The sequence below is a fragment of the Vibrio pacinii DSM 19139 genome, from assembly GCF_000711795.1.
GTDB classification, from domain to species: domain Bacteria; phylum Pseudomonadota; class Gammaproteobacteria; order Enterobacterales; family Vibrionaceae; genus Vibrio; species Vibrio pacinii.
Window position 1 is genome coordinate 37091 of sequence record NZ_JONH01000005.1, and the last position, 24982, is coordinate 62072.

21 protein-coding genes and 1 pseudogene are annotated in these 24982 nt (G+C 45.4%); 9 read left to right on the plus strand and 13 right to left on the minus strand.

The window, feature by feature from the left end; translation table 11 throughout:
- Window positions 1-2 precede the first annotated feature (2 nt).
- The 7 genes from ruvX to metK all read right to left on the minus strand — a co-directional run bounded on the left by ruvX (window position 3) and on the right by metK (window position 5806).
- The gene (gene ruvX / locus BS19_RS04570; protein ID WP_038173649.1) at window positions 3-425 is read right to left on the minus strand and encodes a Holliday junction resolvase RuvX; all 423 of its coding nucleotides are present in this window, start codon (window positions 423-425) and stop codon (window positions 3-5) included.
- 33 nt (window positions 426-458) lie between these two features.
- Window positions 459-1022, minus strand: coding sequence for a YqgE/AlgH family protein (locus BS19_RS04575; protein WP_038173650.1), 564 nt, complete (start codon window positions 1020-1022; stop codon window positions 459-461).
- Between the two features lie 48 nt (window positions 1023-1070).
- On the minus strand, window positions 1071-2021 hold the full coding sequence (gshB, locus tag BS19_RS04580) for a glutathione synthase (protein WP_038173651.1): 951 nt from the start codon (window positions 2019-2021) through the stop codon (window positions 1071-1073).
- Window positions 2022-2037: 16 nt separating this feature from the next.
- Window positions 2038-2769, minus strand: a complete 732-nt coding sequence (gene rsmE / locus BS19_RS04585; protein WP_038173653.1) for a 16S rRNA (uracil(1498)-N(3))-methyltransferase — start codon at window positions 2767-2769, stop codon at window positions 2038-2040.
- A 236-nt stretch (window positions 2770-3005) separates the two neighbouring features.
- Window positions 3006-3503: a SprT family zinc-dependent metalloprotease gene (locus BS19_RS04590; RefSeq protein ID WP_038173969.1), complete on the minus strand. Its 498-nt coding sequence runs from the start codon at window positions 3501-3503 to the stop codon at window positions 3006-3008.
- A gap of 77 nt (window positions 3504-3580) precedes the next feature.
- On the minus strand, window positions 3581-4378 hold the full coding sequence (locus BS19_RS04595) for a DUF2189 domain-containing protein (RefSeq protein ID WP_038173655.1): 798 nt from the start codon (window positions 4376-4378) through the stop codon (window positions 3581-3583).
- Between the two features lie 273 nt (window positions 4379-4651).
- The gene (metK, locus tag BS19_RS04600; RefSeq protein WP_038173656.1) at window positions 4652-5806 is read right to left on the minus strand and encodes a methionine adenosyltransferase; all 1155 of its coding nucleotides are present in this window, start codon (window positions 5804-5806) and stop codon (window positions 4652-4654) included.
- 318 nt (window positions 5807-6124) lie between these two features.
- On the opposite strand from metK, the gene tkt reads away from it, so the two are divergent.
- From tkt to mscS, 5 genes are all read left to right on the plus strand, one after another.
- Entirely contained in the window at window positions 6125-8119 is a 1995-nt protein-coding gene (gene tkt, locus BS19_RS04605; RefSeq protein WP_038173657.1) for a transketolase, read from the plus strand.
- 121 nt (window positions 8120-8240) lie between these two features.
- Window positions 8241-9281 (plus strand): erythrose-4-phosphate dehydrogenase, encoded by a 1041-nt coding sequence (gene epd, locus BS19_RS04610; protein WP_038173659.1) that lies wholly within the window; start codon window positions 8241-8243, stop codon window positions 9279-9281.
- 154 nt (window positions 9282-9435) lie between these two features.
- On the plus strand, window positions 9436-10596 hold the full coding sequence (locus BS19_RS04615) for a phosphoglycerate kinase (RefSeq protein ID WP_038173660.1): 1161 nt from the start codon (window positions 9436-9438) through the stop codon (window positions 10594-10596).
- A gap of 169 nt (window positions 10597-10765) precedes the next feature.
- Window positions 10766-11842: a class II fructose-bisphosphate aldolase gene (gene fbaA / locus BS19_RS04620; protein ID WP_038173661.1), complete on the plus strand. Its 1077-nt coding sequence runs from the start codon at window positions 10766-10768 to the stop codon at window positions 11840-11842.
- A gap of 303 nt (window positions 11843-12145) precedes the next feature.
- Entirely contained in the window at window positions 12146-13009 is an 864-nt protein-coding gene (gene mscS, locus BS19_RS04625; RefSeq protein WP_038173663.1) for a small-conductance mechanosensitive channel MscS, read from the plus strand.
- Between the two features lie 63 nt (window positions 13010-13072).
- Here the strand turns inward: mscS and BS19_RS04630 are convergent, their stop codons facing one another.
- Both BS19_RS04630 and BS19_RS04635 read right to left on the minus strand, forming a co-directional pair.
- Entirely contained in the window at window positions 13073-13567 is a 495-nt protein-coding gene (locus tag BS19_RS04630) for a YbaK/EbsC family protein (protein ID WP_038173665.1), read from the minus strand.
- Window positions 13568-13574: 7 nt separating this feature from the next.
- Window positions 13575-14201, minus strand: coding sequence for a LysE/ArgO family amino acid transporter (locus BS19_RS04635; protein WP_038173666.1), 627 nt, complete (start codon window positions 14199-14201; stop codon window positions 13575-13577).
- 114 nt (window positions 14202-14315) lie between these two features.
- On the opposite strand from BS19_RS04635, the gene BS19_RS04640 reads away from it, so the two are divergent.
- Window positions 14316-15212 carry a LysR family transcriptional regulator ArgP gene (locus BS19_RS04640; protein WP_038173667.1) on the plus strand — a complete coding sequence of 299 codons (897 nt, stop codon included), beginning with the start codon at window positions 14316-14318 and terminating at the stop codon, window positions 15210-15212.
- Between the two features lie 109 nt (window positions 15213-15321).
- Window positions 15322-16017, plus strand: a complete 696-nt coding sequence (locus BS19_RS04645) for an oxidative stress defense protein (protein ID WP_038173669.1) — start codon at window positions 15322-15324, stop codon at window positions 16015-16017.
- A 74-nt stretch (window positions 16018-16091) separates the two neighbouring features.
- On the opposite strand, the gene pykF is transcribed toward BS19_RS04645, so the two are convergent.
- Entirely contained in the window at window positions 16092-17504 is a 1413-nt protein-coding gene (gene pykF / locus BS19_RS04650) for a pyruvate kinase PykF (protein ID WP_038173670.1), read from the minus strand.
- A 431-nt stretch (window positions 17505-17935) separates the two neighbouring features.
- Here pykF and BS19_RS04655 point away from each other — a divergent pair, with 431 nt between their 5' ends.
- Together BS19_RS04655 and glmS are read left to right on the plus strand one after the other, a co-directional pair.
- Complete coding sequence (locus tag BS19_RS04655; protein WP_038173671.1) at window positions 17936-18697, plus strand: DeoR/GlpR family DNA-binding transcription regulator; 762 nt, start codon at window positions 17936-17938, stop codon at window positions 18695-18697.
- 82 nt (window positions 18698-18779) lie between these two features.
- The gene (gene glmS, locus BS19_RS04660; RefSeq protein ID WP_038173672.1) at window positions 18780-20612 is read left to right on the plus strand and encodes a glutamine--fructose-6-phosphate transaminase (isomerizing); all 1833 of its coding nucleotides are present in this window, start codon (window positions 18780-18782) and stop codon (window positions 20610-20612) included.
- A 194-nt stretch (window positions 20613-20806) separates the two neighbouring features.
- On the opposite strand, the pseudogene BS19_RS04665 reads toward glmS, so the two are convergent.
- The 3 genes and pseudogenes from BS19_RS04665 to BS19_RS04675 form a co-directional block, all read right to left on the minus strand.
- A pseudogene (locus tag BS19_RS04665) lies at window positions 20807-21223 on the minus strand (DDE-type integrase/transposase/recombinase); the annotation flags it as partial.
- Window positions 21224-21445: 222 nt separating this feature from the next.
- Window positions 21446-23140, minus strand: a complete 1695-nt coding sequence (locus BS19_RS04670; RefSeq protein ID WP_038173673.1) for a sigma 54-interacting transcriptional regulator — start codon at window positions 23138-23140, stop codon at window positions 21446-21448.
- Window positions 23141-23153: 13 nt separating this feature from the next.
- Window positions 23154-24959 carry an AAA-type ATPase lid domain-containing protein gene (locus tag BS19_RS04675; RefSeq protein ID WP_038173675.1) on the minus strand — a complete coding sequence of 602 codons (1806 nt, stop codon included), beginning with the start codon at window positions 24957-24959 and terminating at the stop codon, window positions 23154-23156.
- Window positions 24960-24982: the final 23 nt, after the last annotated feature.

Consider the following 24982-nt stretch of genomic DNA (forward strand, 5'->3'; position numbering starts at 1 on the left):
CGCTAACCGTACTGCGCCTCAAACCAGCTTTCCAGAATGACCACCGCAGATTGGCAATCAACATTACCTTTGCTGAGCGCCCTATAGCCACCCATTTCGAACAGATCAGCACGTGCCTCTGTGGTAGAGAGGCGCTCATCGTGTAGCTCTACCGACACGCCAAAGCGACCATGAAGGCGGTTGGCAAACTTTTTTGCCCTCGGCGTAATCGTCTCAAGATCGCGGCCATGTAGATCAGTGGGTAAGCCGACGACTACTAAATCAGGCTGCCACTCTTTGAGCTGTTTTTCTATTTCATCCCAGTTTGGAATGCCATCGTTGGCTTTAAATGCTTTCAGTGGCGAAGCCGTCCCAGTGATCTCTTGGCCGATGGCACTGCCGATGCTTTTTGTGCCATAGTCAAAAGCCATAATTGTTCTAGACATTGTTTTCTTTCTTGTAGTTAACGTGGCTGCTGGTTAAGCGTGACCAATTTGACTCGACAACTGTGCGACATCAATGCCGAGCATTTGCACTGCTTTTTGCCAACGTTCATTGATTGGAGTATCGAACATCACATTGGGATCCGCTTCAACGGTAAGCCAAGAGTTTTCTGACAGTTCAATCTCTAATTGACCGGGCTCCCACCCTGCATAGCCAAGCGCCACAATGTAATGGTTGGGCTCTGCTTCTGTGCCTAACACGCCCAAAATATCCTTTGAGGTGGTGACAAATATCTGGTCAGTCATTTTAATGCTCGACTCATACTCATCTTTCGGCTGGTGGAGAATAAACCCACGATCTTCAGAAACAGGACCGCCGTTCAAGACCGGTTTGTCTAAGCTCTCGGTGAGTAATTTAGGATGCGCCGATTCTACGTCGACTTTCTCTAACATTTTACCGATGGTGATATCGATGGGAGTGTTAATCATCAAACCCATAGCGCCCTCTTCATTGTGTTCACACACATAAATAACGCTACGTTGGAAGTAGGGATCTTTCATCCCTGGCATAGCCACTAAAAAATGATTGGTTAAATTCATAGAGACTCCCGCAGAAAGTAAGGGCAACTATTGACGTTGCCCTAATCATTATTTGGCTTTTAAGCGACGCTCGATGGCGTCCATTAACTTGCCAGTAATTGACACATCAAATGCAGCTTCAATCTCACGAATGCAAGTTGGGCTGGTCACATTGATTTCTGTCAGTTTGTCACCAATAACGTCGAGACCTACAAAAATGAGTCCTTTTTCTTTAAGTGTAGGCGCTACAGCCTCAGCGATCTGTTTATCTGTCTCACTTAATGGTCGCGCTTCACCTGTGCCACCAGCCGCCAGATTGCCGCGGGTTTCGCCTTTCGCTGGAATCCGCGCTAGGCAATAGGGCATAGGTTCGCCATCAACCACCAGAATACGCTTATCACCGTTACTGATATCAGGGACGAAAGTTTGCGCCATCGCGTAGTTTTGGCCGTGATTGGTTAAGGTTTCGATGATCACCGAAACGTTAGGATCGTTCTCTTTAACGCGGAAAATAGATGCGCCGCCCATGCCGTCGAGTGGTTTGAGGATCACATCACCGTGCTCTTCACGGAATGCTTTAATTTTTTCGGCTTTACGCGTCACTATGGTGGTTGGAGTGAGTTCAGGGAACCAGGCCGTGAACAGCTTTTCGTTGCAATCACGCAAACTTTGCGGCTTGTTGACGATCAACGTACCTTGTTCTTCTGCACGCTCAAGAATGTACGTGGCGTAAATATACTCGGTATCAAAAGGAGGATCTTTGCGCATTAATACTGCATCAAGTTGAGACAGTTCGATGGTTTGTTCTGATTTGAATTGATACCAGCCGTTTGGATCTTCTTTGAGCTCAACAACTTTGGTATCGGCAATCGCCACACCTTGATCAAGATGAAGATCGCTCATTTCCATGTAATGGATTTCGTAGCCGCGGCGCTGGGCTTCAAGCATCATGGCAAAGCTTGAGTCTTTCTTGATGTTAATGGACGAGATAGGGTCCATTACGATGCCTAGTTTGATCATTCTATGTGTTCTCCGTTTAGCCGAGGTCGCCGAAGCGAACTTGCAGGGCGGTAATTGCTGTCAGAGCCGCAGTTTCAGTGCGTAATACGCGTGGGCCGAGTAGCGTCTCTTCGAATTGATAGTCTTGCGTCATGTCGATCTCTTCACTGGATAATCCCCCTTCAGGACCAATCAAGAGACGAACTTTTTCAACGGGTGTCGGCAGTGTATTGATCGAATACTTGGCCCGAGGATGCAAGTTGAGCTTTAGTCCATCGAATGTTTCGCTGCACCACTCTTCGAGCGGCATGATAGGGCGAATCACGGGTACCGTGTTGCGTCCGCATTGTTCACAGGCGCTGATGGCGATCTTTTGCCATTGGATGAGTTTTTTCTCAAAGCGTTTTGGATCCAGCTTGACGCCACAGCGCTCTGAGATCAAAGGCGTAATCGTGTTTACACCAAGCTCGACCGACTTTTGAATAGTAAACTCCATTTTATCGCCGCGTGAAACCACTTGGCCTAAATGCAAATCAAGCGGAGATTCGCTGCTGCGCTCGATGCGCTCTGTGAGTTCTACTTCAAGCGACTTTTTGCTGACTTCGCTAATCACTGCTGGAAATTCTGCCCCACTGCCATCAAATAACAACACTTGTTGGCCCTCTTTCATGCGTAACGCGCGTCCGATGTGTCCGGCTGCATCATCACTGAGCATAACTTTACCCAATTGGGAGAGGATTTGTGGGTGATAAATTCGAGGGATTCGCATTGTTTTTCGATTTCCAGCAAGAGAATTGATTACCCTCTAACATGGATGCTTTGTCGTGAAAAAACAAGGGTTCAACTGCGTTTCCAGTTAAGAATTGCAAACTCTATTTGGTGTTATAACGTTAGGTCCCTTAGGGCGCCATAACGGTTGCGACTGCGTTGTGCGACAAAAGTAGGTTTTTCGTGTTCGCACACGAATTGAATGAGCAAAAATGGTCGGTTCAAAGTCAGTATGGATTAGGAGAGTTGCTTGCCAGTAAAGCTCAAGGATTGTTGGCACTGCTGGCAGTGATAACTGGCTTGATTGCGCATGACTTTATTGTGACGTCGGATCGACAATGGGTGATGGCGACAGTGACAGCGATATTCGAAGGTTTTGCCTTGTACAGAAGCCACCTCGAAGTCATGAGTGGTTTTTGCTGGTAGATTAAAAACTGTTCCCATCACGCCTTGCCACTCTTTACCGTGCGGTCTTACGCGGCCATATACTTGGTAAGTAATCAGGTGGGCGACTTCATGCGGGATCACCTCATCGAGGAATGCCGCTTGATTTTCAGTAAATAAAATGGGGTTAAGACGAATCTGATTGAGTTGCAGATACGCTTTGCCTGCAGTTTTGCCGCGTAATTTAAAATTTAGGCTAGGGACGGCAAAAGTGCGCTTAAATGTTATTTGAGCGGTTGCAATGCAGCGAGCAATCACCTTTGTTGCCCGATACTCCAGTTCTTGATCTATGGTTGGCTGCACAAAAAATCGCCCCTAATCATCGTTATCAGGGGCGAATCATATACCGGATTAAACCTCAGTGCGACTTAAGGGTGATGCTTCTTTTTAATGATTTCATGGTACGCGTGCCATGTGGCATAACCTAAAATTGGCATGGTAAATAACATGCCAATACCGTAAGTGGCAAAGCCGACCAAGATACCGCCACAGATAAGCGCAGCCCAGACAATCATGGCGGAAATATTCGATTTGACCGCATTGAAGCTTGAGAAAACCGCAGTCATCACATCAACGCGTCGTTCCATCATCAAAGGAATGGAAAAGGCTGAAATGCTGAATACGACACAAGCTAAGATGAATCCGACCAAAGAGCCAATGACTAAGAAGGGCATAAAGTCAGTCAGAGGGGCACCTTGCACCGAGGGGTATAGGGCGTGAAGCAAAGCGGCAATCCGCATCCAAAAAATCATACAGACCGCCAACATCACGGCAAAGGCCCATTGCGACGTCGAGTTACGGCCAATGGCTTTCATCGAATGCAGCAAACTTGGTTTGTGGCCTTTTTCTCTTTCCCAACTCGCATCATACAAGCCTAGTGCTAGGAAAGGCCCAATTAACATGTAAACAACCAGGCTTGGCATCACCACTAGATGGGTGCCTTGCCATTGGACTAATAAAACGATGCCGATCGCGGCTGCCATAAAGCACAAACCGTAGAAGGCACTGATGAGCGGCATACGCACAAAGTCATGCAGACCAAGTGATAGCCAATGAAACGGGGCAGAGATACTGACTTGATTACACTGAACCGTGCGAGCGTACTCTGTGTCTTTCACTTCGTCTTGCTTAGCGTCGAAATTATCTGGATTCACCGTACGAGGCATACATCCTCCTTGATCGATTCTCTAACTACACCAACGGATTTAAGTTGTCAGTGAACGAAACTCGATGCCCGGCTTGGCGACGTCATAAGCGGTGCATCAGTTAATAATTGTTTACGAATGGAAACGCAACATCGATTGCTTTCGTTAACATATTTTTAACTATTGACCGCTTGGTGAGAAAATACAAATTTCTTAATGCATTTTTGCGCAGATAAAAAAAGCGCCTGACAGGTCAGGCGCTTGGAATGTTAGTTGGCTTAGGGCTTACTGAGATTACTTAAGACCTGCGAACTCGCGTAGTTGCGCAGCTTTGTCAGTCGCTTCCCAAGGGAACTCTTCACGGCCAAAGTGACCATATGCGGCTGTTTTCTTATAGATTGGCTGAAGCAGATTCAGCATCTCTTGCAGACCATATGGACGTAGGTCGAAGTGCTGGCGCACAGCTTCGATGATGATCTCTTGAGACACTTTCTCTGTGCCAAACGTTTCAACCATGATCGACGTTGGATCAGCAACACCAATAGCGTAAGAAAGTTGAATTTCACAACGATCAGCTAGGCCAGCAGCAACGATGTTTTTCGCTACGTAACGCGCGGCGTATGCTGCTGAGCGGTCAACTTTTGATGGATCTTTACCAGAGAATGCACCACCACCGTGACGAGCTGCGCCGCCGTAGGTATCAACAATAATCTTACGACCAGTTAGACCACAGTCACCCATAGGACCACCGATTACAAAGCGACCGGTTGGGTTGATGAAGAATTTAGTCTCTTTATTGATCCACTCTGAAGGCAGTACTGGCTTGATGATCTCTTCCATTACCGCTTCACGTAGGTCTGGTGTCGAGATTGAATCACAATGCTGAGTTGAAAGTACTACTGCGTCAATGCCAACGATTTTACCTTGGTCGTATTGGAACGTAACCTGAGATTTTGCATCTGGACGTAGCCAAGGAAGGGTGCCGTTCTTACGGACTTCCGCTTGTTTTTGCACCAGGCGATGAGAGTAAGTGATTGGCGCAGGCATCAGAATTTCAGTTTCGTTGGTCGCGTAACCGAACATAATACCTTGGTCACCAGCACCTTGGTCTTTTGGATCTGCTTTATCAACACCTTGGTTGATGTCTGGTGACTGTTTACCGATAGTGTTCAGGACTGCACAAGAGTCAGCGTCGAAACCCATGTCTGAATGGACATAGCCGATGTCACGCACAGTTTGACGAGTCAATTCTTCGATATCGACCCATGCAGATGTTGTGACTTCACCACCGACCATGACCATACCGGTCTTGACGTAGGTTTCACACGCAACACGCGCTTTAGGATCTTGCTCTAAAATCGCATCAAGAACAGCATCAGAAATTTGGTCTGCAATTTTATCCGGATGACCTTCTGATACCGATTCAGAAGTAAACAGGTGCTTAGCCATGTGAGCTCCACTTTAATTTACATTAGGGTTCCGATTCGAGTTCAGAACACCGAAAAATAATACTTGAGTTTGTAGGTGTATCTACATCTAGACGTCTATTCTAAATTCGCTTGTGTGAATTACAAGCCTTTTTTGTACGCACCACATAAGTTAATCGTTTGCTTAATATTCATAAAAATATCGGCTTAATGATTAAAGTAGACGAAAATATCCGTTATACGAGGACAAATCCGATGGAAATCGTTTGCACAGCTAGCGGGGCTTTGAGAGAATTATCGTCCAATTTTTTTGATTCGCTTAACGCATTCAGGAGCTGAAATGTCTTCTCGTCAACACCTCGCTAATGCTATCCGTGCCCTAAGCATGGACGGTGTACAACAAGCTAACTCTGGCCACCCAGGCGCCCCTATGGGCATGGCTGATATCGCTGAAGTTCTTTGGCGCTCTCACCTAAATCATAACCCAGTAAACCCAGAGTGGGCGGATCGTGACCGTTTTGTACTGTCAAATGGCCACGGCTCGATGCTGATTTATTCACTGTTGCATCTTAGCGGTTACGAGCTATCAATTGACGACCTTAAAAACTTCCGTCAGCTGCACTCAAAGACTCCAGGTCACCCTGAATACGGTTACGCACCAGGTATTGAAACGACAACAGGACCGCTAGGCCAAGGCATCACTAATGCTGTTGGTATGGCACTTGCCGAGAAGACGTTAGCGGCACAATTTAATCAACCTGGCCACGACATTGTTGACCACTTCACTTATGCCTTTATGGGTGATGGCTGTCTGATGGAAGGTATTTCGCACGAAGCGTGTTCTTTAGCGGGTACACTTGGTCTGGGCAAACTGATTGCTTTTTGGGATGACAACGGCATTTCAATCGACGGTCACGTCGAAGGTTGGTTCTCTGACGATACACCTAAGCGTTTTGAAGCGTACGGCTGGCATGTTATCCCAGCTGTTGATGGTCACGATGCTGACGCAATCAACGCGGCGATTATCGCTGCTAAAGCGGATCCGCGCCCAACGCTTATCTGTACTAAAACCGTTATCGGCTTTGGGTCACCAAACAAATCAGGTTCACATGACTGTCACGGTGCACCATTAGGCGCTGATGAAATCGCCGCAACACGTAAGCAGCTTGGTTGGGAACATGGTCCATTTGAAATCCCACAAGATGTCTATGCACAGTGGAATGCGAAAGAAGCGGGCGCTGCTAAAGAAGCCGCATGGAATGAAAAACTTGCCGCTTATGAAGCCGCTCATCCAGAGCTTGCTGCCGAATTTAAACGTCGCGTAAATGGCGACCTGCCAGCGCAGTGGGAAGAGAAAGCCAATGCCATCATTGCTGATCTTCAAGCTAACCCTGCCAACATCGCTTCACGCAAAGCATCGCAAAATGCCCTAGAAGCATTCGGCGCTATGCTACCTGAATTCTTGGGCGGCTCTGCTGACCTAGCACCGTCTAACCTAACCATGTGGTCGGGCTCTAAGTCGCTAGAAGCGAATGACTTCTCTGGTAACTACATTCACTACGGTGTGCGTGAATTCGGTATGACAGCAATCATGAACGGCATCGCTCTACACGGTGGTTTTGTCCCGTATGGCGCAACCTTCCTGATGTTCATGGAATACGCGCGTAACGCCATGCGCATGGCAGCGCTGATGAAAGTTCAGAACATCCAAGTTTACACACACGACTCTATCGGCTTAGGCGAAGATGGTCCGACTCACCAACCAGTTGAGCAGATCGCTTCTTTACGTCTAACGCCAAACATGAGCACATGGCGCCCATGTGACCAAGTTGAATCAGCAGTGGCTTGGAAACTGGCTATCGAGCGTAAAGATGGCCCTACATCGCTCATCTTCTCTCGTCAAAACCTTGCTCAGCAAGAGCGTGATGCACAGCAAGTCGCTAACATCGCTAAGGGTGGTTACATCCTTAAAGATTGCGCAGGCAAGCCTGAGCTTATTCTTATCGCAACAGGCTCTGAAGTTGAACTTGCTGTTGAAGCAGCCGCACAGCTAACCGCTGAAGGTAAACAGGTACGCGTAGTCTCTATGCCTGCAACGGACGCATTCGACAAGCAAGACGCACAATACCGTGAATCGGTACTGCCATCTGATGTTACCGCGCGTATCGCAGTAGAAGCAGGCATCGCAGATTTTTGGTACAAGTACGTTGGCTTCGGTGGCAAGATCATCGGTATGACAACGTTCGGCGAATCTGCACCAGCAGGCGAGCTATTCAAGATGTTCGGCTTTACTACTGAAAACGTAGTCAAAACAGCACACGAACTGTTGGCGTAAATCATCGATTGAGTCAACCATCAAGCCGGGTCATTATGATCCGGCTTTTTATTTGTGGATGCGTCAGAGAAAGTGATCGGTTACTATCTGTGGCACGAGATAATTCTAGGGTGAAGGAAGCATGCTAAAGGTTGCGATCAATGGATTTGGCCGTATCGGCCGTAATGTGCTGCGAGCGGTGTATGAGAGTGGCAAGAACCAACAGATAAAAGTGGTTGCTGTGAATGAGCTGGCTCAACCCGATGCCATGGCTCATCTACTTCAGTACGATACCAGTCATGGTCGTTTTGCAAAAAAAATCTCACATGATCAAGAGCATATCTACATTCATCATGATGCTCCTCATCAGGGGACCGGTGAATTTGATTCGATTCGTATCCTCCATCTTGCTGACATTGAACTGCTTCCGTGGCGAGATCTTGACGTCGATTTAGTGCTCGATTGTACTGGGGTGTATGGTACCCAAGCGGATGGTCAAGAGCATATTAAAGCTGGTGCGAAGAAAGTACTGTTTTCCCATCCAGGGGCAAATGATGTCGACAATACGATTATCTATGGCGTAAATCATCAAACCCTTAAAGCTGACCATAATGTTGTGTCAAATGGCTCTTGCACCACCAACTGTATTGTTCCCATCATTAAAGCGCTCGACGACGCGTTTGAAATTGACTCTGGCACCATTACGACCATTCACTCTTCGATGAATGATCAGCAGGTTATCGACGCCTACCACTCTGACTTGCGCCGTACACGTGCTGCGAGCCAATCGATCATCCCTGTCGATACCAAATTGCATAAGGGTATTGAAAGAATATTCCCGAAATTTTCTAACAAATTTGAAGCGATTTCAGTCCGAGTGCCAACGGTTAATGTCACTGCGATGGATTTAAGTGTCACAATTAATACAAATGTGAAAGTTAATGACGTAAATCAAACCATTGTTAACGCATCTCAGTGTACATTACAGGGCATTGTTGACTATACTGAAGCGCCGCTCGTTTCCATCGACTTTAATCATGATCCCCATAGCGCGATTGTCGATGGTTCACAAACTCGAGTCAGTAATGGGCGTTTGGTAAAAATGCTGGTGTGGTGTGACAATGAATGGGGCTTTGCGAACCGTATGCTGGATACTGCGCTCGCAATGCAAGCTGCTGAATAAGCCGTAGAGCAGCAGTGGAGAAAGATTTATTTTTTACCTTGAAATAAATCTGTAACTTCTCCATATTAAGACCAGTTTGAAGAATTATTGAGCTTGGCAAGGGTTGCCGGGTGACTGAAAAACTTTACTTATTGAAAATTTGAGAGGACACATCATGTCTGTAATCAAGATGACTGACCTGGAACTAGCAGGTAAACGTGTATTTATTCGTGCTGACCTAAACGTACCAGTAAAAGAAGGCAAAGTGACTTCTGATGCACGTATTCTAGCATCTCTGCCAACTATCAAGCACTGCCTAGAAGCAGGCGCGAAAGTGATGGTTACTTCTCACCTAGGCCGTCCAACAGAGGGTGAGTACGCAGAAGAGTTCTCTCTACAACCTGTTGTAAATTACCTCAACGACGCACTAGATTGTGACGTTAAGCTGGCAAAAGAGTATCTAGACGGTCTAGAACTCAACGCTGGTGAGCTTGTTGTTCTAGAAAACGTTCGCTTTAACAAAGGCGAGAAGAAAAACGAAGAAGAACTTTCTAAGAAGTACGCAGCATTGTGTGACATCTTCGTTATGGATGCATTTGGTACGGCTCACCGTGCACAAGCCTCTACCCACGGTGTTGGCATGAACGCGCCTATCGCGTGTGCTGGTCCTCTACTTGCTGCTGAACTTGAAGCACTAGGTAAAGCAATGGATAACCCAGATCGTCCGCTAGTTGCTATCGTTGGTGGTTCTAAAGTTTCTACTAAGCTAACTGTTCTAGAGTCGCTTTCTAAAATCGCTGACCAACTTGTTGTTGGTGGTGGTATCGCCAACACATTTATCGCCGCTGAAGGCCACAACGTAGGCAAGTCTCTATACGAAGCTGACCTAGTTGAAACGGCTCAGAAGCTAATGAAAGAGTGTTCTATTCCAGTGGCGACCGATGTTGCTTGTGCGAAAGCATTCGATGAGAACGCAGAAGCTGAAATCAAACACGTTTCTGAAGTTCAAGATGACGACATGATCTTCGACCTAGGTCCAGATTCAACAGCGGTACTTGCTGACATCATCGCGAACGCAAAAACCATTCTTTGGAATGGCCCTGTTGGCGTCTTCGAATTCAAAAACTTCGAAGCGGGCACTAAAGGTATCTCTGAAGCAATCGCTAAGTCTGCAGGTTTCTCTGTAGCTGGTGGCGGTGATACGCTAGCGGCCATCGACAAGTTCGGTATCAAAGCAGATGTTTCTTACATCTCGACTGGCGGTGGTGCATTCCTTGAGTTCGTTGAAGGTAAAGTACTTCCAGCAGTAGCTATGCTTGAAGAGCGCGCTAAGTAATTAAATAAAAGCGGGAGCGAATGTCTCCCGCTTTGTCGTTTGCTGCACATCACATTTTTTTGCTAGAATAGCGCACGTTGTGAGCAATCGTTTGCCAAAATTTGAACTTAACAAGTTTTATATTTAAAACGACCCTTTTTCTAAATGACGGTTAAATAGGATTAAATCCATGTCTAAGATCTTCGATTTTGTAAAACCAGGTGTTATTTCTGGCGATGACGTACAGAAAGTTTTTGAAGTAGCAAAAGAAAATAAATTTGCTCTTCCAGCAGTTAACGTAGTTAACACTGATTCAATCAACGGTGTTCTAGAAGCGGCTTCTAAAGTTAAAGCTCCTGTTGTTGTTCAGTTCTCTAACGGCGGCGCAGCATTCTTCGCTGGTAAAGGCGTTAAACTTGAAGGTCAAGGTGCACAAATCCTTGGCGCTGTAGCTGGTGCAAAATACGTTCACGCTGTTGCAGAAGCTTACGGTGTTCCAGTTATCCTACACACTGACCACGCAGCTAAGAAACTTCTACCATGGATCGACGGTCTACTAGACGCTGGTGAGAAGTTCTTTGCTGAAACTGGTAAGCCATTATTCTCTTCTCACATGCTAGATCTTTCTGAAGAGCCGCTAGAAGAGAACATTGAAACATGTGCTAAGTACCTAGAGCGCATGGCTAAAATGGACATGACAATCGAGATCGAACTTGGTTGTACTGGTGGTGAAGAAGACGGCGTTGATAACTCTGATATGGACGCTTCTGAGCTATACACTTCTCCTGAAGATGTTGCTTACGCGTACGAGAAGCTAAGCGCAGTTAGCCCACGTTTCACTATCGCAGCGTCTTTCGGTAACGTACACGGCGTTTACAAACCAGGTAACGTTGTTCTTACTCCAACTATCCTACGTGATTCTCAAGCATACTGTGCAGAGAAGTTTGGTATTGCACCTAACGCTCTAAACTTTGTATTCCACGGTGGTTCTGGTTCTTCTGAAGCTGAAATCCAAGAGTCTATCGGTTACGGTGTGATCAAAATGAACATCGATACAGATACACAGTGGGCAACGTGGGACGGTATCCGTCAGTACGAAGCTGAAAACCATGACTACCTACAAGGTCAAATCGGTAACCCAACTGGCGAAGATGCACCAAACAAGAAGTACTACGATCCACGCGTATGGCTACGCGCTGGTCAAGCTTCAATGGTTGCACGTCTAGAGAAAGCTTTTGCTGACCTAAACGCAGTAGACGTACTATAATTCGTCGTTACATCATTGATGTTAAAGCCCGCTTATTATGAGCGGGCTTTTTTGTTTGTATCGGAAATCTGTGCGCACTAAATAAAGATAAATGTGGCGAAACCTATTCGGGTTGCTTAATCTTGGAGCTGAATAAGTCTTTATTTAACCGCTATTTGCAAAAAGTTAACTTTGAGAATAGTCAAAAGTGCGTTATCGTGCCAAAAAAGTGACATTACTGCAGTGAATGCATGAGTCATGCAGTTAGGTTGTGGTGATAAGCAGTTCGATTCATGCAGTCTTTAATAAAAAGAGGATACATTTATGTCAGGTGAGTCAGTTGGGATTGAAGCCCCTCTCGTTGATGGTTTAAGTTATGCGGAAAAATGGCTAACCAATAATTCTGATTTATTGGTTCAGTACGGTGTGAACATCATATCAGCGGTTTTGATCCTGTTTATCGGTAACATTATCGTTAAAGCAGTCGCTAACAGCGTTTCTAAAGTGTTAGAAAAGAAAAACATGGATAAGGCAGTTGTTGAGTTTATTCATGGTCTCGTTCGTTATCTGCTATTCGTTATCGTACTTATCGCCGCATTAGGTCGTGTTGGTGTTCAAACCGCATCTGTTGTTGCGGTTATTGGTGCCGCGGGCTTAGCGATTGGTTTAGCGCTACAAGGGTCATTATCAAACTTTGCGGCGGGGGTGCTGATTGTTGCTTTTCGTCCATTTAAGTCTGGTGATTATGTTGAAGTTGGTGGTGTCGCTGGTAGTGTTGAAGCGATTCAGATCTTCCAAACAGTATTAAAAACCCCTGACAACAAGATGGTGGTTGTGCCTAACTCGGGCGTAATTGGTGGCCCAATTACGAACTACTCTCGTCACGCGACTCGCCGTGTCGATCTGGTTATCGGTGTTTCTTATAAAGCGGATCTTAAGCAAACCAAACAAGTGATCCGTGAGACCTTAGAGAAGGATCCTCGCATTCTCAAAGACCCAGATATGACCATTGGTGTGCTTGCACTTGCTGACTCATCCGTGAACTTTGTCGTTCGCCCATGGGTGAAAACAGAAGATTACTGGGGAGTGTACTTTGATGCGATGCAAGGCATTAAAGAAGCGCTTGATGCGGCAGGTATTGAAATTCCATTCCCACAAATGGATGTTCATTTGAACAAGGCTGACTAACGTCGTCATTGATCGAATATAACAAGCGAGGCAGTGCCTCGCTTTTTTGTGTTTTTAGCTTTTCTATAGCGAACTTTCTATTTCAAGTAATGGGTTGCCTAAACTGGCGAGAATCGTTGGCAACTCTTTTGCCGCGACACCAAAAGTATACTCAGGCTTTGCTGGGGTATATAAGATTTCTCGATATTGGTAAAGCTTGGTATCAACAATGATGAGAATCTCGCGTGGTAAACCAAATGGGCAGAGGGCACCGGGTAGGCAGCCCGTTACTTCATTCATCTCTTGATCATTCACTATTGAAGGTCGCTTGCCTGTCAGGGCTTTGATTGCTTTACTGTCGAGCCGCGAGTCTTTATCTGTGAGCAGCAGTGCATAGCCAGCCCCTTTCAGTTTTAAAAATAGACTCTTACTGTGCGTCCCTGTCCAGCCTAATCGCTTGGCGACCAATACGTCGGTGGCAAAATCCAAAATTGGCTCATGCTGCCATTCGTTATACGACACCTTAAGTTGCGTAAGCATCTCGACATTGAACCGATAAATCTCATCTAACTTATTCATAGCTAACCTATACAAATTGAATCAACAATTGCTTAGTAAGTAACAATGCAATCACAAACATCATAACCGCAACCGCAATATCAATTCCTTGCTTTACCCGCGGTTGTGATAATGTCGGGGCCAGCTTAGCGGCGCCAATCGATAGGCTAAAGAACCACACAAAAGAGGCGCACATCGTGCCTAACGCGAATGCGATACGATCTTGGCCCGTAAATTGCCCACCAATTGAACCCAGAATGACGACAGTATCTAGATAAAGGTGAGGGTTGAGTACTGTGACTGCGAGTGCCCCGATAATCACGGCTTTGCGACCACGGAAAGTTTGGCTATTTTCTGTGGTAGATTGATCGATGTTAAAAGCGCTTTTTAGCGATAAATAACCGTAAAAACTCAAAAAAGTGATACCTCCTAACGTCACTAGTAACAACAAGTTTTGATTACTCGCCAACAGTGCGCCACCGCCAAAGATACCAATTGAGATAAAGGCAATATCTAGAATGCTACAGATGGTGGCCGTTGTCAGGTGGTGATGGCGTTTAATTCCCTGGTTGAGCACATACGCATTTTGTGCGCCGATCGGTATTATCATGCTCGCTCCGAGCCCAAAACCTTGCAGTAATAACCAGCTATTCATTGGTTTCTCCTTAACTTTTGTTTGGCTTCAAGATAAGCAGATCACAAGAATAAGTATATTTAATAATGATAATGATATATTAGTTGTTCTAATGTCGGTGTGTCGGAGAGAAGTATGCGTGGGTTAGATTACCGGTGGATTGAAGCGTTGGAAGCGGTGATTACCACGGGCGGCTTTGAGCGTGCCGCGCAGCTGCTGTTTGTGTCACAGTCAGCGGTGTCCCAGCGGATAAAGCAGCTCGAGAAGTTTCTCGCTCAGCCAGTGTTAATTCGCGAGCAACCACCAAGGCCTACGCTAATCGGCCAGAAATTACTTGGTTTTTATCAGCGTGTTCAGTTGCTTGAAAGTGATTTAATACCAGAGCTAGGTAATGAAACATTGCCACGAGTGCAAAGGGTATCAATTGCAACCAACGCCGATAGTTTAGCTACCTGGTTATTACCTGCATTGGCACCCGTCATGAAGTCACATCAAGTGGAATTCAACTTGGCGGTATTTGCTGAAGCGCGCACCTTAGATAAGCTAAAAAATGGCGAAGTCGTAGGGGCGTTAAGTCTTGAATCTAAGGCGATCGTCGGTTGTGATGCTCAATACCTTGGTCGTATGGATTACGTCTGCGTCGCCAGTCCTGAATTTGCCCAACAGCACTTTTCACAAGGTGTCAGTCGAGACGCTCTGCTTAGCGCCCCAGCTGTTTCATTTGATCAATACGATCAATTGCACCGAGACTTTCTGCAGCAGAACTTTAATATCCCGCCCGACGCTATTGCTCATCATCACGTCGCAAGCTCTGAGGCGTTTGTTAATCTGGCATTGATGAGCTGCGCATACTGTCTAATTCCCAAGCTTCAGATAGAGAAAGAGCTTGAGTCAGGGGCATTAGTCGATTTGATGCCGGGGTTTTTTATGAGCTTTAATCTCTATTGGCATCATTGGCAGTTAGAAACAGGATTGCTGAAGAAAATCACTCAGGCGATCATAAGCCATAGTCACGTATTATTACCAAAGTGATTTGCACTCAATCGTTGGGTTAATTCTCTGTCAGAAGTGTTTGTTGTGCTTGGGCTATTCTTATTCGCTGTCTATGCTGTTATGAATTGATTATCAAGAGATTCTAAATATGAAGTTTATTCCGACACTGGTTGCCACACTCTCTTTGTCTACTGTCAGTGTGGCGGTTTGGGCCAACACACCAGATTTTCCTCACTTGGTGACGGCAGGCTATGGTGAAGTCATCGCCAAACCTGATATGGCTGAATTTTCGGTTAAAGTGGTTGAATCAACCATGACGGCTGAGCAAGCTAAACAGTCAGTTGATCAAGTCGTCAAGGCATTAATTGATGCGCTTAATCAACAAGGTGTCGAGGCGCAAGATATCAGCAGTTCTAACCTTTATATCACGCCTCAGTACCATTACCCGAACAAAGGCAAGCCAGAGTTAGTTGGCTATCGTGCAACACGCAGTGTCTCTGTAACGGTCAATGATCTTGCCGATCTTAATCAGTATCTCGATTTAGCGCTAAATGCAGGGATTAATCAGGTCGACAATATTCAGCTTAAGGTTCGTGACCAAGCTCAATATCAGCAACAAGCGCGCATGGCGGCGATTCGAGATGCCAACGAAAAAGCACAGTCGCTTGCGCAAGGTTTCGGTAAAGCAGTCAAAGATGTGTGGCGTATTGATTACAATATGCAAAGTCAGCAGCCGGTCTTGATGCGTTCGATGGCGATGGATGCCAAAGTGGAATCGAATACTTATCAAGACTCAACCATCGTGATTCGTGATCGAGTGGATGTGATTTACCAGCTCGATTAAGCCATGTGCTAATCGGAGGTAAAAACAAAAAAAGAGGGCCGAAGCCCTCTTTTCTATTTCAGTATCGAGTTCGATTAAAGAACGTGTACTGATGCAGTGTTGGTTGTACCTGAAGCGACTAGAGCGCCAGAAACCATCACAACGATATCGCCTTTGTTACCTAGGCCAGATTGCAGCGCGATTTCTTTACCGTTGATGTAGAACGCGTCTGTGCTCTCGATAGAGTCAACAAGAACTGGTTTAACGCCTTTAGTCAGTACAAGCTGAGCTGCCGTTTTCTTGTTGGTTGTTAGAGCAAGGATGTTTGCCGTTGGGAAGTACTTACGTACTGAACGTGCAGACTTACCGCCTTCAGTTGCCACCACGATTAGAGGAGCCGCTAGCTTCTCTGCAGTGTCTACCGCGCCTTTACATACTGCTTCAGTGATACGTAGACGTGGGCTGTCTAGACGAGAACCTAGTTCAGCTTTAAGCGCTGAATCAGTACGGTTCGCGATTTGAGCCATGATAGTAACAGCTTCAACTGGGTACTTACCTTTAGCCGTTTCACCAGAAAGCATTACCGCATCAGTACCATCCATGATTGCGTTCGCAACGTCACCTGCTTCTGCGCGAGTAGGGCGTGGGTTGCTGATCATAGAGTCAAGCATTTGTGTCGCTGTGATAACCATCTTACGTGCACGGTTACATTTCTCGATCATCATCTTCTGCGCGAAGATTACTTCTTCAGCTGGGATTTCAACACCTAGGTCACCACGAGCAACCATGATGCCGTCAGAAGCTTCAAGGATTGAATCGAAGTTATCAACACCTTCTTGGTTTTCAATCTTAGAAATGATGTGGATGTTCTCGCCGCCGTTAGCGTTTAGAAGCTCACGGATTTCTTTAACGTCTTCTTCTTTACGGATGAAAGAAGCAGCAACGAAATCAACGCCTTGCTCACAACCAAACTTAAGGTCAGCTTTGTCTTTTTCAGATAGTGCAGGTAGTTGAACAGAAACGCCTGGAAGGTTAACACCTTTGTTTTCGCCAAGAGCACCGTTGTTAAGAACTTTACACTTAACTTCAGTTTCAGTCGTTGCGATAACTTCCATTTCGATTAGGCCATCATCAACAAGGATAGTGTTACCCACGGTTAGGTCTTTAGCGAAACCTAGGTAAGTTACTGCTACTACGTCTTTGTTACCAACAACTGTTGCGTCAGTTGTGAAAGTGAACTCTTGACCTGCTACTAGATCTACGTCGTTACCATCTTCAAGTTTGATAGTACGGATTTCTGGACCTTTAGTATCTAGAAGAATAGCAAGTTGTTCACCATTGTTTTCCATTACTTTACGGAAGTTCGCGATACGAGTGCCGTGCTCTGCGAAGTCACCGTGAGAGAAGTTAAGGCGCATTACGTTCATGCCTGCGTTTACAAGTTCAGTCAGCTTCTCTACAGATTCAGTTTTAGGGCCAATCGTACATACGATTTTGGTCTTTTTCATGGAAGAGTCTCTCCGGTCAATATAGTTACAATTTGAAAGTCGGTTATTGGTCTGAAACCAAGGCTGTCATTTCGGCATTTTGTGCCTGCCAACTTACTAAGACAGCGCTACATTCAGTTGGCTTCAGAACTGAAAGTCTTTCACAAAGTTTAGTCATTTTATGACCAACTTGTTGGGATTTCAGGCGCTATTTTTGTGATGTCACGGGAATATATTGACGTAACACACACAGTATAGCGGTCAATTCTGTAATTTATTTTCTTTTCGGATGCGAATTCTACCACCGAATCACTCTAATATCACTGCTTAAGAATTGTCTTAGAACAAGGTTTCTGCGCTATTTATTAATTTTTTGGATCGAAATAAATGGACGTAAAAGTTTCGTTTTGGCTATAATAAGTTTCACAATGAAACTTGTCGTTGAATAATTAATGTCGAAACGAAACACTCAATTGAGAAGACACGCGATTTCTAACTTAGTCAATGACAAGGGTGAAGTCAGTGTTGAAGAGTTATCCCTCCAGTTTGAAACCTCTGAAGTCACAATTAGAAAGGACTTAGCCTCCCTAGAAAAAAATGGCCAGCTACTGCGTCGTTATGGTGGTGCGATTGCATTACCCAAAGAGGTGGTCAATGACGAATTGAGTGCAAGTGTTTCGGTTCGAAAGAATGAGTTGGCTCAGGCTGCAGCCAAATTGCTTCGTGAGCACAATCGTATCGTGATCGACAGTGGCAGCACTACGGGCGCATTGATCAAGCAGTTAGATGGTATGCGTGGATTGGTGGTGATGACCAACTCCCTGAATGTTGCCAATGCACTTAATGAGCTTGAAAGCGAACCGACTTTATTGATGACAGGCGGTACTTGGGATGCGCACTCAGAGTCATTTCAAGGTCAGGTGGCTGAATCTGTTCTACGCTCATATGACTTCGATCAGCTATTCATTGGTGCGGACGGGGTGGATTTAGACCGTGGCACCACGACCTTCAATGAGTTGGTCGGTCTGAGCAAAGTGATGGCTGAAGTCTCGCGAGAAGTTATCGTCATGGTCGAATCAGAAAAGATTGGTCGCAAAATACCTAACCTAGAGTTGGCTTGGGATGCAATCGACATCTTAATTACCAATAAAGACTTAGATCCAGAGACAAAAAAAATCATCCAGTCTCATGGTATCAAAGTGGTTTGTGCATAACACAGAATATACGTTTTAATCTTAACTACTCCGAATCGGGCCTTTGCTTGCTGCCAATCGGAATGAAATATTGGAGTTACTTATGTGTGGAATCGTCGGTGCGGTAGCACAACGAGATGTGGCTGAAATTTTAGTCGAGGGATTACGCCGCTTAGAGTATCGCGGCTACGACTCAGCGGGTGTGGCAGTGGTTGATGGTCAATCAAACCTGACTCGTGTACGTCGCCTAGGGAAAGTGCAAGAACTGGCCGATGCCGTGGACTCTGCGCAGGTTATTGGTGGTACTGGTATCGCACATACTCGCTGGGCAACTCATGGCGAGCCATCTGAAGCCAATGCTCACCCACATATGTCTGGTGACATTACGGTTGTGCACAACGGCATCATCGAAAACCACGAAGAATTACGTGGTTTGCTGAAATCACGTGGTTATGTATTTGAATCGCAAACCGATACCGAAGTGATTGCTCATATGGTGGAGTGGGAACTGCGTAGCTCTGAAACGCTAGTGGAAGCTTTGCAAAAAACGGCAGCACAACTAGAAGGTGCGTACGGTACGGTAGCGTTGGATCGTAAAGATCCTTCCCGTATTGTTGTTGCCCGTTCTGGCAGCCCGATAGTGATTGGTTTTGGGGTTGGTGAAAATTTCTTGGCCTCTGATCAACTCGCACTGTTAAACGTCACTCGCCGCTTTATGTACTTAGAAGAGGGTGATGTTGCAGAGATCACTCGTCGTGAAGTGAGTGTCTTTGATGAGCAAGGTGAACGTGTTGAACGTGAGATCACTGAATCAAATGCAGAGCATGATGCCGGTGACAAAGGTCAATATCGCCACTTTATGCAAAAAGAGATTTACGAGCAGCCAACGGCGCTGATCAACACGATGGAAGGCCGTATTACAGGTGACTCTGTGGTGACAGAAGCGATCGGTGTTAACGCCACAGACATCTTGAGTAAAGTCGAGCACGTGCAAATTGTCGCGTGTGGTACCTCTTACAATGCTGGTATGACTGCGCGTTACTGGTTTGAAGATATCGCTGGTGTCAGCTGTGATGTCGAAATTGCGTCTGAGTTCCGTTATCGCAAATTTGTTACACGGCCTAATAGTTTACTGATTACCTTGTCCCAATCGGGTGAAACTGCGGACACGTTGGCAGCACTGCGTTTGGCGAAAGAAAAAGGTTATATGGCGGCAATGACTATCTGTAACGTCGCAGGATCGTCACTGGTTCGTGAGTCTGACATTGCCTTTATGACCCGAGCTGGGGTTGAAATTGGTGTTGCGTCAACCAAAGCTTTTACCACGCAGCTTGCTGCTTTATTGATGTTAGTGACGGCATTAGGTAAACAGCAAAATCGTATCAGTAAAGAGAAAGAAAAAGAGATCGTTACTGCTCTTCATGCGCTACCAAAGCAGATTGAATCAGCCTTGTCGTTTGAAAAAGACATTGAAGAGCTAGCCACTGATTTTGCCGATAAACACCATACTTTATTCCTAGGTCGTGGTGAGTTTTACCCCATTGCGATGGAGGCCTCTCTTAAGCTGAAAGAGATCTCATATATCCACGCAGAAGCATACGCGGCAGGCGAACTCAAGCATGGTCCTTTAGCGTTGATTGATGCTGACATGCCGGTGGTAGTGGTAGCACCAAACAACGAATTACTAGAAAAGTTGAAATCGAACGTTGAAGAAGTGCGTGCGCGTGGTGGTCTGCTGTATGTCTTTGCTGATGCCGATGCTGGCTTTGAAGCGGATGAAACGATGAAGATCATCACTTTACCTCACGTAAGTGAAATCACCGCGCCAATTTACTACACGATTCCGATGCAGTTGCTCTCTTACTATGTGGCTTTGATCAAAGGCACCGATGTTGACCAACCGCGTAACCTAGCCAAAGCGGTGACGGTTGAGTAGCCGATAGGGAAAAGACAAAAAAGTGTCGGCGGACAATAAAGTTTGATTAGTTACAATAAAGATTGATCGTTCTTAACCTCCTGCTAAGTTTAGCTTAGTCGGAGGTTTTTTATGTCAGATGTAGATAAGCCACTCAATAAGAAAAACCAAAAGCGTTTAGATGAAAAACGAGGCGAAGGGAAGGGATGTAGTGGTCAACTAAAATTGGCCACGGTTTTAGAGCTTTCCCAATGTAATCGTTCTGGTTCATTGGGCGTTAGGCCACCGTTATACTGATGTGGCCTTAGTTGGCAGTAATATCCGATAATATAGTTGGTGATCTCTTGTTGAGCTTAAGCGAAGCTGCGATAACCCACAGTTTGCACCCATTCCCTCTTCAGGCTTCTAAAGAAACGCTCCATTGGCGTATTATCCTAGCAATTTCCTCTGCGAGATAAACTCTGTTTTATTTGAAAACGCCACAGTAATTGGCGGTATTTACGACTGGTATAGTGACTACCTTGATCGCTATGGAACATGACACCTTTAGGCTTACCACGTGACTCATAAGCCATCGAAAGAGCTTTATCTGTTAACCGAGTATCAGGTGATAAAGACATCGACCACCCGATCCTAATTTTAATTTTTGGTGTCCTCCGACACCCGACAGTTATTCCAATCGAATCAATCTTGGATTGGACCGTAAGGGTAGCAGAAAAGCTTTAGAAAATTTCAGCTACCCTTACGTGACGTGAAGTATCCAGCCTGGCTGAAGCAGATCATAATCAACTTGGCATACTGCGTTACACCAAGCAGTGTGCAACGCAATTTTACTTATATAGCTTAGCTGCCTGTTATAGTGAGTACTTAGTAATTTTACGTCTCAGGGTTGATAAGCTTATCCCGAGTTGATTCGACACATCGACATACTGTCGATTTAGCACCACCAACGCGTTAGCAATTTCACGCTTCTCGATTTCTTCTAAAGGTTGTATTGGCGTGGCCACACAAGACATCATTTCAGCAGACGAGGCATCTAGCAGCATGCTATCACGATGTAGGAACGTGTGTTCAATCCACTTAGCTAGCTCTGAAATATTCCCCGACCAGATACGATTACACGCATACTTAAGCAGGAAGTTGAGCAAGTTCTTGTCCACCGCATCTCGTCCGCCATACAATTCGCTTAATTTATGCTCAACAATCATCGGAATGTCTTCGGTACGCTTTTGAAGATTAGGCAAAACCAACGACGCCCCTGTGAGGTAGTAATAGAGCGATGGACAGAAACGACGTTCATGCACCAAATCTTCTAACGGCTTAATTGAGCTGGTGATTAAGCGGAAGTTAAGATCGACCGACTTGTTGGTATTAATATCAAACAGCGTTTTGGTCAAAATGATGTGCGTTAGCGCCGCCTGTAGTACCCCTGGCAACAGATCAATTCTCTCGATATATAAGGTGCCGCCATTGGCTAACTCAAACTTCGATTTTGCCCCTTCGCCATCATCGGTTCCGAGTAACAACGCTGATAAATCTCCTGGTTTCACCGAGTGTAAGTTTACTGCGATAAACGGCCCTTCACTATAATGCTCACAAGAATTATGAATCGTTAAAGCTAAGCTGCGCTTACCCGTTCCCTCTTCACCTAAGATGTATATTGGTGAGGTATTTTTCACTGATTCTTTCGCTACTGAAATCACGCGCTGCATCAGCGGCGAGTCGGTGGTGTACCGATCCAGTGTTGAAATCAACCGATGGCTTTGCTCTGGTTTGTCGGTTGCTAGCTCTATCGGCGCAAAGTCCAAAATACGGTGACTATCATCGATTAGGTGAAAATTCAGCTTGTATTGCTTTAATTGCCCCGCGAAATCGAAATCAACGTTGTCACCATTGACCGCCTGATTGTCACAAATTAAAGACTTAATCTTAGGTGGAAATAGGAAGTATTCGAAAAGATTGCCGTTAATAATTTCATTCGGCGCGGTTTCAAACTGGGCAAAAAATTCAGGGCTACCATAAGTAATAAAACCGTCGTTATCGACCACTAGAAAGCAAGCTTTACGTGTTTCAATATAATGGCGATTAAATCCTTCAGCTCGTTGCTGAATACGACATCGGCTCATTTCATTCAAGCACGTAGCCATGGTCATTAAGCTAATATCAACATGACTCAACATCTCTTTGTTGAGATGAATGTACGTAACATAACCTAATATACCAAGCTCGTTATCGGTAATTGGCTGACTCTTTACATAGAGGTGCTGCTTGCTGCTAATACGCAAATCATAGACTTCTTGTATTCCCAACTTTTCTGGCGACCAATAGTGACCAACCACATACTCATGCTCTTCGAGTAAGGATTTTAAGCTCTTATTGCCGCGTTGCGATAAGCAAACAAAATCATGGCTAAACAGCAAGAACATACCTTCAACACTCATTGAAGATTGACTAACCTTTGCCATTAATTGAACAAAGTCTTTAATCAATCCTGGCGATTTTAGCCCCTCCAATCGAACATCTTGAATACCGTAATGTAATGTGCCCATGGTAATATCCTTTTTACGCTTTCGCTGTCATTAATTGGCAGGTTAAGCCATGTTTTTTCATCTTTCGCCATAGCGTAGTTCGGCTCATGCCTAATGCGTTCGCTACGCTTGCTGCTCGGCCGCCATTCTCTTGCCAAGCATTGATAATTACGTTTCGTTCCGCATCCGCTATGTTGACGATTTTTTTCTCACCCGCATTACGCTTTTTTATTCGTTCAGGCAAGGTATCCAAGGTGATAAGTCCGTTGCCACATAACTGAGTTGCATTTTCAAGTATTTGAAATAGTTCTAAAAAGTTGCCAGGCCAGTGATAATTCATCAGAGCACTCAAGGCCTCGCTTTCAAATTGAATATTGGCTCTTTCACTTAAACTCAGTTGTTCGATAGTCATATCAAGTACGCGCTGCAAGCGTGAGAGATCTTGGTTTAAAGGTCTTAACGTGAGTTCCGCTAAAGAGAGTTTCATATACAGTAAACGGTTAAGGCGTGACGTTTCCCAGTCATACACTGCCGAAGCACAGCAGATCAGCTCAATATTGAAGGTTTGATAGTGACCTGCGGCATCGCTGATGAAGCCAGTCGACAACACCTTAAGCAACGTGCTTTGCAATTCGGCGCACAGCAAATCGATGTTCTCGATACACAAAATATGGCCATTGGCATCATTCAAAACACTAAGAAATTGCTTTTTACTGATTTCCATTGCTTCTGGGTTGCCGCCATGCTCCATAAAGCCAGCCATGCAATCTATTTTAAAACGCTGCTTATGCGCTAATTGTTTGGCAATGTAGTCCACCACATAGTGCTCACCCGCACCAACGGATGATGTAATAAACAGACGTAACCCACCTTTGTTGCCTTTGGTTAAGAACCGGTCGATGTAGTTGTCTTTAGCCAAGCATTGTGACAACACAACATCACGCCAACTACCACTTACACTGGCTTGGCTAGTTAATTTCACGAAACAAATATATTTGCCTCGCACACGTTGACGGCGTATATGCCCAGTCACTTGAAGTTGCTCGACTTCAACATTGACGCTTTCTAATTCCATCTCTCCCGGTATTGCGGAGACCTCCAATACTGGCAGCCCGTCAAGATGTACCATGCCACGCTGGATGTGATGACGTGCTTTATCATTGGTGTATTGCAATTGGCGGTCGTGACCAAACACAAACACCATTTCAGACATTGAATCCAAAATATCTTCAAACAACATGACGTTGCCTAAGCTTCTCGATGGATAGTGCGTCAACGCCTCGAGGTGGTGTTTGGCAAAAAGTAGCGATTTTTCATGCGGCTTGTCATACAGAGCCATCAAAAATAAACCATGATGGTCATTGCGAACAGGCACACAAACAAATGCGATTTCGTGGAGTACCTTTTTATAGGTTTCATGACAGCCTGTCGTGGCAACGTTAAGGCTCTCTTGAGCGAGTGAAAAAGCGGTTGTGCCAATTAACGATTTGGCAAAACAAAAGCCCTCTTCAATACCTAATTCAGTCAGTGGGACTTTTAATTCTAGCGAAGTTTGAATCGCCAGCACAACCCCTTTGGGATCGAGCAAGCACCAAGCACTGCCAGCTCCTAGTACAGCAAGTAGATTGGTGCTTTGTAAGTGGTCGATATAGTTAATTGCATAAGATGCGTTGGCTAATAAGGATTTTCTTGAAGTTGATTGGGTATCCCAGTCAAAAGCACAAAGATGTTTGTCGTCTAGCCATGAGCACACCAAAGGGTCTTTAGTGCTGTCTTGGTTAGGCCAATTATTTTGAACGTGGAGTAACCACTTTTTGTACTTTTCACTGGAGGTACGCATATTTACAACTCAAAAAAATACTA

What these genes read in the sequence shown, in the direction of transcription:
- ruvX (WP_038173649.1), bottom strand. Translation starts at nt 425, where the DNA reads ATGTCTAGAACAATTATGGCTTTTGACTATGGCACAAAAAGCATCGGC.
- BS19_RS04575 (WP_038173650.1), bottom strand. Translation starts at nt 1,022, where the DNA reads ATGAATTTAACCAATCATTTTTTAGTGGCTATGCCAGGGATGAAAGAT.
- gshB (WP_038173651.1), bottom strand. Translation starts at nt 2,021, where the DNA reads ATGATCAAACTAGGCATCGTAATGGACCCTATCTCGTCCATTAACATC.
- rsmE (WP_038173653.1), bottom strand. Translation starts at nt 2,769, where the DNA reads ATGCGAATCCCTCGAATTTATCACCCACAAATCCTCTCCCAATTGGGT.
- BS19_RS04595 (WP_038173655.1), bottom strand. Translation starts at nt 4,378, where the DNA reads ATGCCTCGTACGGTGAATCCAGATAATTTCGACGCTAAGCAAGACGAA.
- metK (WP_038173656.1), bottom strand. Translation starts at nt 5,806, where the DNA reads ATGGCTAAGCACCTGTTTACTTCTGAATCGGTATCAGAAGGTCATCCG.
- tkt (WP_038173657.1), top strand. Translation starts at nt 6,125, where the DNA reads ATGTCTTCTCGTCAACACCTCGCTAATGCTATCCGTGCCCTAAGCATG.
- epd (WP_038173659.1), top strand. Translation starts at nt 8,241, where the DNA reads ATGCTAAAGGTTGCGATCAATGGATTTGGCCGTATCGGCCGTAATGTG.
- BS19_RS04615 (WP_038173660.1), top strand. Translation starts at nt 9,436, where the DNA reads ATGTCTGTAATCAAGATGACTGACCTGGAACTAGCAGGTAAACGTGTA.
- fbaA (WP_038173661.1), top strand. Translation starts at nt 10,766, where the DNA reads ATGTCTAAGATCTTCGATTTTGTAAAACCAGGTGTTATTTCTGGCGAT.
- mscS (WP_038173663.1), top strand. Translation starts at nt 12,146, where the DNA reads ATGTCAGGTGAGTCAGTTGGGATTGAAGCCCCTCTCGTTGATGGTTTA.
- BS19_RS04630 (WP_038173665.1), bottom strand. Translation starts at nt 13,567, where the DNA reads ATGAATAAGTTAGATGAGATTTATCGGTTCAATGTCGAGATGCTTACG.
- BS19_RS04635 (WP_038173666.1), bottom strand. Translation starts at nt 14,201, where the DNA reads ATGAATAGCTGGTTATTACTGCAAGGTTTTGGGCTCGGAGCGAGCATG.
- BS19_RS04640 (WP_038173667.1), top strand. Translation starts at nt 14,316, where the DNA reads ATGCGTGGGTTAGATTACCGGTGGATTGAAGCGTTGGAAGCGGTGATT.
- BS19_RS04645 (WP_038173669.1), top strand. Translation starts at nt 15,322, where the DNA reads ATGAAGTTTATTCCGACACTGGTTGCCACACTCTCTTTGTCTACTGTC.
- pykF (WP_038173670.1), bottom strand. Translation starts at nt 17,504, where the DNA reads ATGAAAAAGACCAAAATCGTATGTACGATTGGCCCTAAAACTGAATCT.
- BS19_RS04655 (WP_038173671.1), top strand. Translation starts at nt 17,936, where the DNA reads ATGTCGAAACGAAACACTCAATTGAGAAGACACGCGATTTCTAACTTA.
- glmS (WP_038173672.1), top strand. Translation starts at nt 18,780, where the DNA reads ATGTGTGGAATCGTCGGTGCGGTAGCACAACGAGATGTGGCTGAAATT.
- BS19_RS04670 (WP_038173673.1), bottom strand. Translation starts at nt 23,140, where the DNA reads ATGGGCACATTACATTACGGTATTCAAGATGTTCGATTGGAGGGGCTA.
- BS19_RS04675 (WP_038173675.1), bottom strand. Translation starts at nt 24,959, where the DNA reads ATGCGTACCTCCAGTGAAAAGTACAAAAAGTGGTTACTCCACGTTCAA.